At 55.6% G+C, this 12137-nt stretch carries 15 protein-coding genes; 8 read left to right on the top strand and 7 right to left on the bottom strand.

Features of this window, described 5'->3' with window-relative positions; translation table 11 throughout:
- Positions 1-25: 25 nt before the first annotated feature.
- Positions 26-1003: an elongation factor P--(R)-beta-lysine ligase gene (gene epmA / locus AC3WS9_RS02385; protein ID WP_285145713.1), complete on the bottom strand. Its 978-nt coding sequence runs from the start codon at positions 1001-1003 to the stop codon at positions 26-28.
- Positions 1004-1312: 309 nt separating this feature from the next.
- Here epmA and frdA point away from each other — a divergent pair, with 309 nt between their 5' ends.
- The 6 genes from frdA to AC3WS9_RS02355 all read left to right on the top strand — a co-directional run bounded on the left by frdA (position 1313) and on the right by AC3WS9_RS02355 (position 6403).
- The gene (frdA, locus tag AC3WS9_RS02380) at positions 1313-3103 is read left to right on the top strand and encodes a fumarate reductase (quinol) flavoprotein subunit (protein WP_492486492.1); all 1791 of its coding nucleotides are present in this window, start codon (positions 1313-1315) and stop codon (positions 3101-3103) included.
- Positions 3096-3830: a succinate dehydrogenase/fumarate reductase iron-sulfur subunit gene (locus tag AC3WS9_RS02375; RefSeq protein ID WP_095280467.1), complete on the top strand. Its 735-nt coding sequence runs from the start codon at positions 3096-3098 to the stop codon at positions 3828-3830. The genes frdA and AC3WS9_RS02375 overlap by 8 nt, the downstream gene beginning before the upstream one ends.
- Positions 3831-3840: 10 nt before the next feature.
- Positions 3841-4236, top strand: coding sequence for a fumarate reductase subunit FrdC (gene frdC / locus AC3WS9_RS02370; RefSeq protein ID WP_100777909.1), 396 nt, complete (start codon positions 3841-3843; stop codon positions 4234-4236).
- 10 nt (positions 4237-4246) lie between these two features.
- Complete coding sequence (gene frdD, locus AC3WS9_RS02365; protein ID WP_095280465.1) at positions 4247-4606, top strand: fumarate reductase subunit FrdD; 360 nt, start codon at positions 4247-4249, stop codon at positions 4604-4606.
- A 59-nt stretch (positions 4607-4665) separates the two neighbouring features.
- Positions 4666-5808 (top strand): CMY2/MIR/ACT/EC family class C beta-lactamase, encoded by a 1143-nt coding sequence (ampC, locus tag AC3WS9_RS02360; RefSeq protein WP_492486490.1) that lies wholly within the window; start codon positions 4666-4668, stop codon positions 5806-5808.
- 64 nt (positions 5809-5872) lie between these two features.
- On the top strand, positions 5873-6403 hold the full coding sequence (locus AC3WS9_RS02355) for a lipocalin family protein (RefSeq protein ID WP_282491518.1): 531 nt from the start codon (positions 5873-5875) through the stop codon (positions 6401-6403).
- Here AC3WS9_RS02355 and sugE read toward each other — a convergent pair.
- Positions 6400-6717 carry a quaternary ammonium compound efflux SMR transporter SugE gene (gene sugE / locus AC3WS9_RS02350; RefSeq protein WP_282491519.1) on the bottom strand — a complete coding sequence of 106 codons (318 nt, stop codon included), beginning with the start codon at positions 6715-6717 and terminating at the stop codon, positions 6400-6402. The genes AC3WS9_RS02355 and sugE overlap by 4 nt on opposite strands.
- A 262-nt stretch (positions 6718-6979) precedes the next feature.
- Between sugE and AC3WS9_RS02345 the strand changes: the two genes are divergently transcribed.
- Positions 6980-7573, top strand: coding sequence for a LuxR C-terminal-related transcriptional regulator (locus tag AC3WS9_RS02345; RefSeq protein WP_285145710.1), 594 nt, complete (start codon positions 6980-6982; stop codon positions 7571-7573).
- A 51-nt stretch (positions 7574-7624) separates the two neighbouring features.
- On the opposite strand, the gene ecnB is transcribed toward AC3WS9_RS02345, so the two are convergent.
- The 3 genes from ecnB to efp all read right to left on the bottom strand — a co-directional run bounded on the left by ecnB (position 7625) and on the right by efp (position 8757).
- The gene (ecnB, locus tag AC3WS9_RS02340; RefSeq protein ID WP_492486487.1) at positions 7625-7771 is read right to left on the bottom strand and encodes a lipoprotein toxin entericidin B; all 147 of its coding nucleotides are present in this window, start codon (positions 7769-7771) and stop codon (positions 7625-7627) included.
- Positions 7772-7878: 107 nt separating this feature from the next.
- Entirely contained in the window at positions 7879-8010 is a 132-nt protein-coding gene (locus AC3WS9_RS02335) for an entericidin A/B family lipoprotein (RefSeq protein WP_282491522.1), read from the bottom strand.
- A gap of 180 nt (positions 8011-8190) precedes the next feature.
- Complete coding sequence (gene efp / locus AC3WS9_RS02330) at positions 8191-8757, bottom strand: elongation factor P (RefSeq protein WP_095280459.1); 567 nt, start codon at positions 8755-8757, stop codon at positions 8191-8193.
- A 41-nt stretch (positions 8758-8798) separates the two neighbouring features.
- Between efp and epmB the strand changes: the two genes are divergently transcribed.
- Complete coding sequence (epmB, locus tag AC3WS9_RS02325; RefSeq protein ID WP_492486484.1) at positions 8799-9827, top strand: EF-P beta-lysylation protein EpmB; 1029 nt, start codon at positions 8799-8801, stop codon at positions 9825-9827.
- A gap of 112 nt (positions 9828-9939) precedes the next feature.
- Here the strand turns inward: epmB and AC3WS9_RS02320 are convergent, their stop codons facing one another.
- Both AC3WS9_RS02320 and groL read right to left on the bottom strand, forming a co-directional pair.
- Positions 9940-10293 carry a DUF4156 domain-containing protein gene (locus AC3WS9_RS02320; RefSeq protein WP_282491525.1) on the bottom strand — a complete coding sequence of 118 codons (354 nt, stop codon included), beginning with the start codon at positions 10291-10293 and terminating at the stop codon, positions 9940-9942.
- 162 nt (positions 10294-10455) lie between these two features.
- Positions 10456-12099 carry a chaperonin GroEL gene (gene groL / locus AC3WS9_RS02315; protein ID WP_492486481.1) on the bottom strand — a complete coding sequence of 548 codons (1644 nt, stop codon included), beginning with the start codon at positions 12097-12099 and terminating at the stop codon, positions 10456-10458.
- Between the last annotated feature and the right edge of the window lie 38 nt (positions 12100-12137).

Below are 12137 nucleotides of genomic sequence, written 5' to 3'. Positions count from 1 at the left end.
TCTGAGAGAGGATTTTTGCTTTTACCTAAGCCCGATCCACCGTAAACGCAATCACATCCCCAAGCTGCTCGGCACCGAGCGCCAGCATCACCAGACGATCCACGCCCAGGGCCACGCCGGAGCAGTCCGGCAGACCGGCTTTTAACGCTTCCAGCAGGTTGGTATCAATCGGCTGTTGCGGCAGGCCGCGCGCTGTACGCTTGCGGTTGTCCTGCTCGAAACGCTGCTGCTGTTCGCGGGCATCGGTCAGTTCGTGGAAACCATTCGCCAGCTCAATACCTTTGTAATACACCTCAAAGCGCTCGGCGACGCGATGGTCTTCGGTGCTGATCTGCGCCAGAGACGCCTGGCTGGCCGGGAAGTGGTAGACAAAAGTCGGGCGGTCTTTACCAATCTGCGGCTCAACGCCAAAGGTGAACAGCAGCTGCAGCAGGGTATCGCGATCTTCTTCGGTATCCGCAACATTGCTCAGATCCAGCTTCGCGGCCACTTCACGCAGCAGGGTTTTGTCCGCTGACAGCGGGTCGATTTCCAGATGACGCTGGAAAGCCTGCTGGTAGGAGAGCGTTTCGGCTCCGGCGCACTCCAGCACCTGTTGCAGCAGATCGTCCACCTCGTTCATCAGGCGGTACATGTCGTAGTGCGGGCGATACCACTCCAGCATGGTGAATTCCGGGTTGTGGTGACGACCCATCTCTTCATTGCGGAAACTGCGGCACAGCTGATACACCGGGCCGCAGCCCGCCGCCAGCAGGCGCTTCATGTGATATTCCGGGCTGGTCATCAGGTACAGATTCATCCCCTGAGAGTGGCCTGGGCCGACAAAACGGGTTTCAAACGGGACCAGATGAATATCGGTCACCGTAGCCTGACTCATGCACGGCGTTTCCACCTCAAGTACACCACGGTCAGCAAAGAAACGGCGGATTTCTGCCATAATTGCTGCACGTTTTAACAGGTTAGGGATGGTTGCGCTCGGCTGCCAGGTGGCCGTTTCGCTCATGGGAATTTTCTCCGGATTCAGACAAGGGCACGAAGTCTACTCGTTAGCGCACAGAGAGACAAATTTTGCACAGTAAATTTTCTCGATTCAGCAATCTGAAAAATTCCGTGACGCAATTCATCAAACGCAGTGATAAATCGCCGGACTTAACAGCAAAAAAATCGAACGCGTCAAATTTCCCCCACATCCATACGGTTATACTGTTTTACCCATAAAGGAGCAGTGGAAACGCGTTCGCAACCGCCCCTGAGGCAAGTGAATCCTGTTAGGTCTTCACGTTGCGGAAAAACAAAAATCTGGAGGAATGTCGTGCAAACTTTTCAAGCCGATCTTGTCGTTATAGGTGCTGGCGGCGCAGGATTACGGGCTGCGATTGCTGCAGCCCAAGCGAATCCAACCGCTAAAATCGCACTGATTTCAAAAGTCTACCCGATGCGCAGCCACACGGTTGCCGCAGAAGGAGGGTCCGCCGCCGTTGCGCAGGATCATGACAGCTTCGAATACCATTTCCACGACACGGTTGCCGGGGGCGACTGGCTTTGCGAACAGGATGTCGTTGACTACTTTGTCCACCATTGCCCGACGGAAATGACCCAGCTGGAGCAGTGGGGCTGCCCGTGGAGTCGCCGCCCGGATGGCAGCGTCAACGTGCGCCGCTTCGGCGGGATGAAGATCGAACGCACCTGGTTTGCCGCCGATAAAACCGGCTTCCATATGCTCCACACCCTGTTCCAGACCTCCCTTCAGTTCCCGCAAATTCAACGGTTTGATGAACACTTCGTCCTCGACATTCTGGTCGACGACGGCCATGCGCGTGGCCTGGTGGCGATGAACATGATGGAAGGCACGCTGATGCAGATCCGCGCCAATGCGGTGGTGATGGCGACGGGCGGCGCAGGCCGCGTGTATCGCTATAACACCAACGGCGGGATCGTCACCGGCGATGGCATGGGTATGGCGCTCAGCCACGGCATTCCGCTGCGCGACATGGAGTTCGTACAGTATCACCCAACCGGCCTGCCGGGCTCCGGCATTCTGATGACGGAAGGCTGCCGTGGTGAAGGCGGTATTCTGGTCAACAAAGATGGCTATCGTTATCTGCAGGATTACGGCATGGGCCCGGAAACCCCGCTCGGCGAGCCGAAAAACAAATATATGGAACTCGGTCCGCGCGACAAAGTCTCCCAGGCGTTCTGGCACGAGTGGCGCAAAGGCAACACGATTTCTACGCCGCGCGGCGATGTGGTCTATCTCGACCTGCGTCATCTGGGCGAGAAGAAATTGCTGGAACGTCTGCCGTTCATCTGCGAACTGGCGAAAGCCTACGTTGGCGTCGATCCGGTAAAAGAGCCGATTCCGGTGCGTCCAACCGCGCACTACACCATGGGCGGCATCGAAACCGATCAGCAGTGTGAAACCCGCATTAAAGGGCTGTTTGCCGTCGGGGAGTGCTCTTCCGTCGGTCTGCACGGGGCGAACCGTCTCGGCTCCAACTCGCTGGCGGAGCTGGTGGTGTTTGGCCGCATGGCGGGTGAACGCGCGATGGAGCGCGCTGCAACGGCTGGTGAAGCCAACTGCGCCGCGCTCGACGCACAGGTGGTGGATGTCGAAAAACGTCTGAAAGCGCTGGTAAACCAGGAAGGCACGGAAAACTGGTCGAAAATCCGCGACGAAATGGGTCTCTCCATGGAAGAAGGCTGCGGCATCTACCGTACGCCGGAGCTGATGCAGAAAACCGTCGATAAGCTGGCGGAGCTGCAGGAGCGCTTCAAGCGTGTGCGCATTACCGATACTTCCAGCGTGTTCAACACCGACCTGCTCTACACCATTGAGCTGGGTCACGGTCTGAACGTTGCCGAATGTATGGCGCACTCCGCCCTGGCGCGTAAAGAGTCGCGCGGCGCGCATCAGCGTCTGGACGAAGGCTGTACCGAACGCGACGACGTGAATTTCCTCAAGCATACCCTCGCTTACCGCGACGCAGACGGTACCACCCGTCTGGACTACAGCGACGTGAAGATCACCACGCTGCCACCAGCAAAACGTGTTTATGGGGCAGAAGCGGAAGCCGCCGATAAGAAGGAGAAGGCGAATGGCTGAGATGCAGACGTTGAAAATTGAAGTGGTGCGCTACAACCCGGAAGTGGACGCCGCACCGCACAGCGCTTTCTACGATGTGCCTTTTGATGAGCAAACCTCCCTGCTGGATGCGCTCGGGTACATCAAAGATAACCTGGCACCGGACCTGAGCTATCGCTGGTCCTGCCGCATGGCTATCTGCGGCTCCTGCGGCATGATGGTCAACAAAGTGCCGAAGCTGGCCTGTAAAACCTTCCTGCGCGAGTACACCAAAGGCATGAAGGTCGAAGCGCTGGGTAACTTCCCGATCGAGCGCGATCTGGTGGTCGATATGACCCACTTTATCGAAAGTCTGGAAGCGATTAAGCCGTACATCATCGGCAACCCGCGCACACCGGATCAGGGTCCAAACACCCAGACCCCGGCGCAGATGGCGAAATACCATCAGTTCTCCGGGTGCATCAACTGCGGTCTGTGCTACGCCGCGTGCCCACAGTTTGGCCTGAACCCGGAGTTTATCGGCCCGGCGGCCATTACGCTGGCGCATCGCTACAACGAAGACAGCCGCGATCACGGGAAGAAAGAACGTATGGCGCAGCTCAACAGCCAGAACGGCGTGTGGAGTTGTACCTTCGTGGGCTATTGCTCGGAAGTGTGTCCGAAGCATGTCGACCCGGCCGCCGCTATTCAGCAGGGTAAAGTGGAAAGCTCGAAAGACTTTCTTATCGCTACCCTGAAACCACGCTAAGGAGTGCATGATGACGACTAAACGCAAAGCCTACGTGCGGCCAATGCCGGCCACCTGGTGGAAGAAACTGCCGTTTTATCGCTTCTATATGCTGCGTGAAGGCACGGCGGTTCCGGCGGTGTGGTTCAGCCTTGAGCTGATGTACGGTCTTTTCGCGCTGAAGCACGGTCCGGAAACCTGGGCCAGTTTTGTAGGTTTCCTGCAAAACCCGATCGTGGTGATCCTGAACCTGATCGTGCTCGCCGCCGCGCTGCTGCATACCAAAACCTGGTTTGAGCTGGCACCGAAGGCCGCGAACATTATCGTGAAGGGCGAGAAAATGGGGCCGGAGCCTGTGATTAAAGGGCTTTGGGCGGTGACTGCAGTCGTGACTGTGGTCGTTCTGTTTGTGGCACTGTTCTGGTAAGGAGGCCTGAGTGATTAATCCCAACCCAAAACGTTCTGACGAGCCGGTATTCTGGGGCTTGTTCGGCGCAGGCGGCATGTGGAGCGCCATCGTCGCACCGGTCATTATCCTGCTGGTCGCGATTCTGCTGCCGCTGGGGCTTTTCCCGGGCGATGCGCTGGGCTATGACCGCGTGCTGGCATTCGCCAGCAGCTTTATTGGCCGCGTGTTTATCTTCCTGATGATTGTTCTGCCACTCTGGCTGGGGCTGCACCGCATCCACCACGCCATGCATGATCTGAAAATCCACGTGCCAAACGGCAAATGGGTGTTCTACGGCCTGGCGACCATTCTGACGGTTGTGACCCTGGTTGCTATCGTCACAATTTGATATTGTGCGTCTTCATCCGGCCCGCCCTTCCGGCGGGCTTTTTTATGGAAGATGCTCAGATGAAAAAATCACTTTGCTGCGCCTTGCTGCTCAGCGCGTCATTCTCAGCGCTGGCGGCACCGGCGACAGATAAACAGCTCGCCGACATCGTTAACCGCACCATCGCCCCGCTCATGCAGGAACAGGCTATCCCCGGTATGGCCGTCGCGGTCATTTATCAGGGCAAACCTCACTATTTCACCTGGGGTAAAGCCGATATCGACGGAAACAAACCCGTCACTCAGCAAACGCTGTTCGAACTGGGCTCCGTGAGTAAAACCTTCACCGGCGTACTGGGCGGTGACATCCTCGCGCGCGGCGAAATCCATCTTAGCGATCCCGTCACTCAATACTGGCCTGAACTGACGGGCAAACAGTGGCAGCACATTAATCTGCTGCATCTGGCGACGTACACGGCGGGTGGTTTGCCCCTGCAGGTACCTGATGAAGTCACCGACCAGTCGGCCCTGCTCAACTTCTATCAACACTGGCAGCCGCAGTGGGCTCCGGGCGAAAAACGTCTTTACGCGAACGCCAGCATTGGGTTGTTTGGCGCACTCGCCGTTAAGCCGTCGGGCATGAGCTTCGAGCAGGCGATGACCACGCGCGTACTCCAGCCGCTGAAACTGAGTCACACCTGGCTGAACGTTCCGGCTGCGGAAGAGAAAAACTACGCCTGGGGCTATCGCGACGGCAAAGCCGTTCACGTTTCGCCGGGGATGCTGGATGCCGAAGCTTACGGCGTTAAAACCACCATCGAAGATATGGCGAGCTGGGTGCAGGCCAACATCAACCCGTCAGCCGTGAAAGACGAAAAGCTGCAGCAGGGCATTGCGCTGGCGCAGTCGCGCTACTGGCGCATCGGCGAGATGTATCAGGGCTTAGGCTGGGAAATGCTGAACTGGCCGGTGAAAGCCAAAACTGTCGTCGACGGCAGCGATAATAAAATCGCGCTCGCCCCGACAACCGCAGTGGCAATCAATCCACCCGCCCCTGCCGTGAAAGCCTCTTGGGTGCATAAAACCGGATCCACCGGCGGATTTGGCAGCTACGTCGCCTTTATTCCGGAAAAGAATCTCGGCATCGTGATGCTGGCGAATAAAAGCTATCCCAACCCGGCTCGTGTAGAGGCCGCGTATCGAATCCTGGACGCGCTCCAGTAACCTTTTGTCCCGCATTTTCCTTGCTGTCATCTACACTTAACAAAAAAACAGCAAGGAAACTTCTATGCGCATTTTGCCTGTTATCGCCGCGGTGACAGCCGCGTTTTTAGTGGTGGCTTGTAGTTCCCCTACCCCGCCGAATGGCGTCACCGTCGTGAATAACTTTGATGCACAGCGTTATCTCGGCACCTGGTATGAAATCGCCCGCCTGGATCATCGCTTTGAACGCGGGTTACAGCGCGTCACCGCAACTTACAGCACCATGGATGACGGCGGCATTCAGGTGATTAACAAGGGATACAACCCAGAGCGTGGGATGTGGCAGCAGTCGATCGGCAAAGCGTACTTTACCGGCGACCCGAGCCGGGCCGCGCTGAAAGTATCGTTCTTTGGCCCGTTCTACGGTGGCTATAACGTGATTGCGCTGGACCGGGAATATCGCCATGCGCTGGTATGCGGGCCGGATCGCGACTATCTGTGGATCCTCTCGCGCACGCCGACCATTTCAGACGAAATGAAGCAGCAAATGCTCGATGTCGCGACCCGACAAGGGTTTGATGTGTCGAAATTAATCTGGGTCGAACAGCCGCATTAATGGGTGCTGAGCTTCAACCCAATAATTCCCGCCACGATTAACGCGAGGCTGGCAATACGCGCCAGACTCGCGGACTCTCCCAGCAGCAAAATACCGGTAATCGCCGCGCCCACGGCACCGATCCCCGTCCAGACGGCATAGGCCGTGCCGACCGGCAGCGTGCGCATCGCCCACGACAGCAGCGCAATACTGACAATCATGGCGGTGATGGTAATGATACTCGGGGTCAGGCGGGTGAAACCGTGGGTGTATTTCAGGCCGATGGCCCATACCACTTCCAGCAAACCGGCGATCAAAAGAATAATCCAGGACATATAAGGCTCCTTAACTCAAATAACAGTCTGGGGCCGTCCCCGGTGATCGAAGCGCTTGCAGGTCGTCCCGCAAGGCAGAGATGAGAGGCCTATTTTGCTCAGAAAGCGATCTTAATTCAATACAATTGGCAAAATCTGGTTAAAGCCTGAAATAGCCTCAGTATGCAGCGGAGTTCAGCCATTTAGTACTCATCGGACTTCCCTATGATGGTGTGCTTTCTGATGGCAGCAAGCCGAGCCCTTTGCCTGATGCGAAAAAAACATGTTTAAAATTCTCTTGATTGACCGTTGTCACTTCACCCGCTCCGGGTTTGAAGCATGGCTCAATCATTCAGGGTTATTCCCCGGCACTTTTATGGTCACTGGGCTGAATAATCTGTTTCTTGCCAGGGAGCATATCCTGCAATGGAAGCCCACGCTGGTGATCGCTGATTTAAACAGTTTTATGCAGGATATGAGTGATATCCAGCAGCTGTCGTCCCTGCTTATTGCCAGCGAGACGCGGCCTTTTATTCTGCTGCAATCCGACATCAAGCTGGATATGTCGGGCTACATTAAGCAGTTCCCGCTGTGGGCTTCGCTGTGCAAAAGCACGTCACTGGACACCCTGGCGAGAGTGATTAATGACGCATTAAGTACCTGTGCCAGCTACGAGATCCCGCAAATTGCAACGCCACTGCTGACCCGTCAGGAAGAGAAAGTTTTAGCACTGTGGATGGAAGGTGCCAGCAATCAGAATATTGCCGGGAAGCTCAGTATTAACAGCAAGACGGTGTATACCTACAAACGCAATATCCGTATGAAACTGCACATGGACACGCGCTTCTCACCGTTTTTGACGCTTCAGGAAGTGTAAAGCTGACGGTACGGCGGCAGCCCCGTTCCGTACCGTCCTGATATCACATCATTAATTCTGTGCTTTCGTTGCTGCACCAGAAATAACACTACCGCCGCTAGAGATATCTTCACCCACGCCACGCGTGGTGTTGCAGGCGGTTAATACTGAAGAAAGCACCAGTACAGAAAAGATCGCTGCAATTGTTTTCTTAACCATAATATCTTCCTTTTATAGCCAATGTTATTTGTGTATAGCCACTTAAGGATAGACAAGATCCCGCCGGTTGACGGAAAAGGAAGAATTTTTCGGAGTATTAGACGTGATTAACTGGCTGCGTGGGAGATCGCGTGGCCAACAGCTTTGATATCTTCACCTACTCCGCGCGCGGTGTTGCACCCGGAAAGGAGGGCGCTGGAGAGTGCCAGCATCAGCAGAATTTTAACGGTACGTTTCATCATCCCTGCCTGAATCAATCAGGCGCAGCAGGCGCTGCGCCTCACTCATTACCCGTCATACTTCAAGTTGCATGTGCGTTGGCTGCGCCTGCTCACCCCAGTCACTTACTTAAGTAAGCTCCTGGGGATTCTCAGGCTTGCCGCCTTCCTGCAACTCGAATTATTTAGGGTAAACATGAATTACTTCACGCGGGATACGTATTCGCCAGAGCGAGTATCCACTTTGATCACTTCGCCGATCTGAACGAACAGTGGCACTTTAACCACAGCGCCAGTAGACAGAGTGGCTGGTTTACCGCCGGTACCTGCGGTGTCACCTTTCAGGCCTGGATCGGTTTCAATGATTTCCAGCTCAACGAAGTTAGGCGGAGTCACGGAGATAGGCTGACCGTTCCACAGGGTCACGATGCATTCAGCCTGGTCCAGCAGCCATTTCGCGTTATCACCAACGGCTTTCTCATCAGCAGCCAGCTGCTCGAAAGTTTCGTTGTTCATGAAGTGATAGAACTCGCCGTCGTTGTACAGGAAGGTCAGGTTCATATCGACAACGTCAGCGCCTTCAGCGGAGTCGGTAGATTTGAAGGTTTTCTCAACGCGGGTACCGGTCAGCAGGCGACGCAGCTTAACGCGCGCGAATGCCTGGCCTTTACCTGGTTTAACGAATTCGCTGGCTTCAACCGCATACGGTTCGCCGTCCATCATGATTTTAAGACCAGCACGAAAATCGTTGCTATAGTAAGTCGCCATAAGGCCCTCTGAAAATTGTTAACTGGTAGCTAAGCCACAAAATGGCGCATATTGTAACCCTAAATACCCCGTCCAGAGAAGATTGGTTATCGCAACTTGCCGATGTAATCACCAGTCCTGATGAACTGCTGGGTCTATTGAATATAGACACTGATGAAAATTTGCTCGCTGGCCGTGAGGCAAAGCGTCTCTTTGCCCTGCGTGTCCCTCGTGCGTTTGTCGCGAGGATGGAGAAAGGCAACCCCGACGATCCACTGCTGAAACAGGTACTTACCTCGCAGGATGAGTTCGTGACCGCGCCCGGTTTTAGCACCGATCCGCTGGAAGAACAGAACAGCGTGGTGCCGGGTTTGCTGCATAAATATCAGAACCGTGCCCTGCTGCTGGTGAAGGGTGGATGTGCGGTAAATTGCCGCTATTGCTTCCGTCGTCACTTCCCGTACGCCGATAATCAGGGCAATAAGCGCAACTGGCAGGTGGCGCTGGACTATATTGCGGCCCATCCTGAGCTGGATGAGATCATCTTCTCCGGCGGCGATCCGCTGATGGCGAAAGATCACGAGCTGGACTGGCTGATGGCACAGCTCGAGGCGATCCCGCATATCAAGCGGTTACGCATTCACAGCCGCCTGCCGATTGTGATCCCCGCACGTATTACCGACACCCTGGTTGCGCGCTTCGAAGAGTCGCGACTGCAAATTCTGCTGGTGAATCATATTAACCACGCCAACGAAATCGACGACGCATTCCGCTCGGCAATGGCGCGTCTGCGCAAAGCGGGTGTGACGCTGCTGAACCAGAGCGTGCTGCTGCGCGGTGTGAACGATAACGCGCGGGCGCTCGCCGAGCTGAGCAATGCGCTGTTTGATGCCTCGGTGATGCCCTATTACCTGCACGTGCTGGACCGCGTTCAGGGTGCGGCGCATTTCATGGTGAGCGATGAGGAAGCCCGGCAGATTATGCGGGAGCTGCTGACGCTGGTGTCGGGATATATGGTGCCGAAGCTGGCGCGCGAGATTGGTGGTGAGCCGAGCAAAACGCCGCTGGATTTGCAACTGCGGCAGAACTAAATAGGCAGGTGGCAGAGGTAAAAGCAAAACGGCAACACCCGTTGCCGTTTTTAGTGTTTGCGCCCTCTCCCGTGGGAGAGGGTCGGGGTGAGGGCATCAGCCCGCACCTATCTCAATTCGGGCACTTATAAACCTGGCCGTTCATGGAGCTTGCCGTCGGCACGAAACTCGACAGAATGCCTTGCGTTGGGCTGCTCACGCCATAAATCACGTTGCCACCCATTGCCGCGGCCTGGTTACGAAGCGCGTTTGCCGCACCGCGCATTGAGCCGCCTTCGTCACCGTGCTGACCCGACATCCAGTTGCTCTGCTCACCGGTTGCCGTACCTAACAGCTGGCACTCGCTGCCCGGCTTATCTTCCACAAAGCGAACGCCCTGTCCCGCCGAGGAGAGCTCGTTACTGGAGCTACATCCCGCCAGCAGCAACGCTGCCCCTACGATCCCTGCACAGACTTTAACGCGCATGTTATTCCCCGTTTTCAATAAGCTGGACAAGAGTTGTCCGTGTGTAAACCTTATACTAAAAAGATGACCAAAAGAAAAACCCCCAGGCATTTCTGTCCGGGGGTTTTTCAATTCTGGGACGTAAACGCCCAAATCATTCTGGTTGCAGGGCGTAGGGGCAAATTACATCATGCCGCCCATACCACCCATACCACCCATGCCGCCTGCGCCTAAGTCAGGAGCATCGCCTTTAGGCATATCGGTCACCATGCATTCGGTGGTGATCATCAGACCGGCTACGGATGCCGCGTACTGCAGAGCAGAACGGGTCACTTTCGTTGGGTCCAGAATACCGAAGTCGATCATGTTGCCGTATTCTTCAGTCGCTGCGTTGTAACCGTAGTTACCTTCGCCTGCTTTCACGTTGTTCGCCACAACAGACGGCTCTTCACCGGCGTTGGAGACGATCTGACGCAGTGGCGCTTCCATTGCGCGCAGCGCAACTTTGATACCCACGTTCTGATCTTCGTTCTGAGCAGTCAGGCCAGCCAGTTTAGCGGCAACGCGAACCAGCGCGACACCACCACCAGCAACCACGCCTTCTTCTACCGCAGCACGGGTTGCGTGCAGGGCATCATCAACGCGGGCTTTCTTCTCTTTCATTTCAACTTCGGTAGCCGCACCGACTTTGATCACTGCCACGCCGCCTGCCAGTTTCGCTACGCGCTCCTGCAGTTTTTCGCGGTCGTAGTCAGAGGTCGCTTCTTCGATCTGCTTACGGATCTGAGCTACGCGGCCTTGGATTGCGCCTTCGTCACCCACGCCATCGATGATGGTGGTGGTGTCTTTGTTGATCACAACGCGTTTCGCCTGACCCAGATCTTCCAGGGTCGCTTTTTCCAGCTCCATACCGATTTCTTCAGAAATCACGGTACCGCCGGTCAGGGTTGCGATGTCCTGCAGCATAGCTTTACGACGGTCGCCGAAGCCAGGTGCTTTAACCGCAGCCACTTTCACGATGCCACGCATGGTGTTCACTACCAGAGTTGCCAGGGCTTCGCCTTCAACGTCTTCGGCGATGATAACCAGTGGTTTGCCAGCTTTCGCTACGGCTTCCAGCACAGGCAGCATTTCACGGATGTTGGAGATTTTCTTGTCAGCCAGCAGGATGAACGGGCTTTCCAGCTCAACAGCGCCAGTTTCTGGCTTGTTGATGAAGTATGGGGACAGGTAGCCGCGGTCGAACTGCATACCTTCAACCACGTCCAGTTCGTCTTCCAGGCCGGTACCGTCTTCAACGGTGATCACGCCTTCTTTACCGACTTTGTCCATCGCTTCTGCGATCAGTTTACCCACGGTTTCGTCGGAGTTAGCGGAGATAGTACCTACCTGCGCAATCGCTTTAGAGTCGGAGCAAGGAACGGACAGCGCTTTCAGCTCTTCAACAGCCGCGATAACCGCTTTGTCGATACCGCGCTTCAGGTCCATTGGGTTCATGCCCGCAGCAACAGCTTTCAGACCTTCAGCGATGATCGCCTGAGCCAGCACGGTCGCGGTGGTGGTACCGTCGCCTGCAGCGTCGTTCGCTTTAGAGGCAACTTCTTTCACCATCTGCGCGCCCATGTTTTCGAATTTGTCTTCCAGTTCGATTTCACGTGCAACGGAAACGCCATCTTTAGTGATGGTTGGTGCGCCGAAGGATTTATCCAGCACCACGTTACGGCCTTTCGGGCCCAGGGTCACTTTTACTGCATCTGCCAGTACGTTCACGCCGCGCAGCATTTTCACACGAGCGTCGTTACCGAATTTTACGTCTTTAGCTGCCATGTTCTTATTTCCTCAAATTCGTTCAGTATCGTTTCGCG

It is taken from the genome of Lelliottia sp. EB106-05-01-XG201, from assembly GCF_058791735.1.
The sequence above is the reverse complement of the archived record's forward strand: the minus strand, read 5'-3'. Positions and strand labels throughout refer to the sequence as shown.

Bases quoted from the DNA above. Each gene is read 5' to 3' on its own strand.
- epmB (WP_492486484.1), top strand. From the start codon at position 8,799: ATGGCGCATATTGTAACCCTAAATACCCCGTCCAGAGAAGATTGGTTA.
- AC3WS9_RS02375 (WP_095280467.1), top strand. From the start codon at position 3,096: ATGGCTGAGATGCAGACGTTGAAAATTGAAGTGGTGCGCTACAACCCG.
- AC3WS9_RS02335 (WP_282491522.1), bottom strand. From the start codon at position 8,010: ATGAAACGTACCGTTAAAATTCTGCTGATGCTGGCACTCTCCAGCGCC.
- epmA (WP_285145713.1), bottom strand. From the start codon at position 1,003: ATGAGCGAAACGGCCACCTGGCAGCCGAGCGCAACCATCCCTAACCTG.
- AC3WS9_RS02355 (WP_282491518.1), top strand. From the start codon at position 5,873: ATGCGCATTTTGCCTGTTATCGCCGCGGTGACAGCCGCGTTTTTAGTG.
- AC3WS9_RS02320 (WP_282491525.1), bottom strand. From the start codon at position 10,293: ATGCGCGTTAAAGTCTGTGCAGGGATCGTAGGGGCAGCGTTGCTGCTG.
- groL (WP_492486481.1), bottom strand. From the start codon at position 12,099: ATGGCAGCTAAAGACGTAAAATTCGGTAACGACGCTCGTGTGAAAATG.
- ecnB (WP_492486487.1), bottom strand. From the start codon at position 7,771: ATGGTTAAGAAAACAATTGCAGCGATCTTTTCTGTACTGGTGCTTTCT.
- frdC (WP_100777909.1), top strand. From the start codon at position 3,841: ATGACGACTAAACGCAAAGCCTACGTGCGGCCAATGCCGGCCACCTGG.
- sugE (WP_282491519.1), bottom strand. From the start codon at position 6,717: ATGTCCTGGATTATTCTTTTGATCGCCGGTTTGCTGGAAGTGGTATGG.
- efp (WP_095280459.1), bottom strand. From the start codon at position 8,757: ATGGCGACTTACTATAGCAACGATTTTCGTGCTGGTCTTAAAATCATG.
- AC3WS9_RS02345 (WP_285145710.1), top strand. From the start codon at position 6,980: ATGTTTAAAATTCTCTTGATTGACCGTTGTCACTTCACCCGCTCCGGG.
- ampC (WP_492486490.1), top strand. From the start codon at position 4,666: ATGAAAAAATCACTTTGCTGCGCCTTGCTGCTCAGCGCGTCATTCTCA.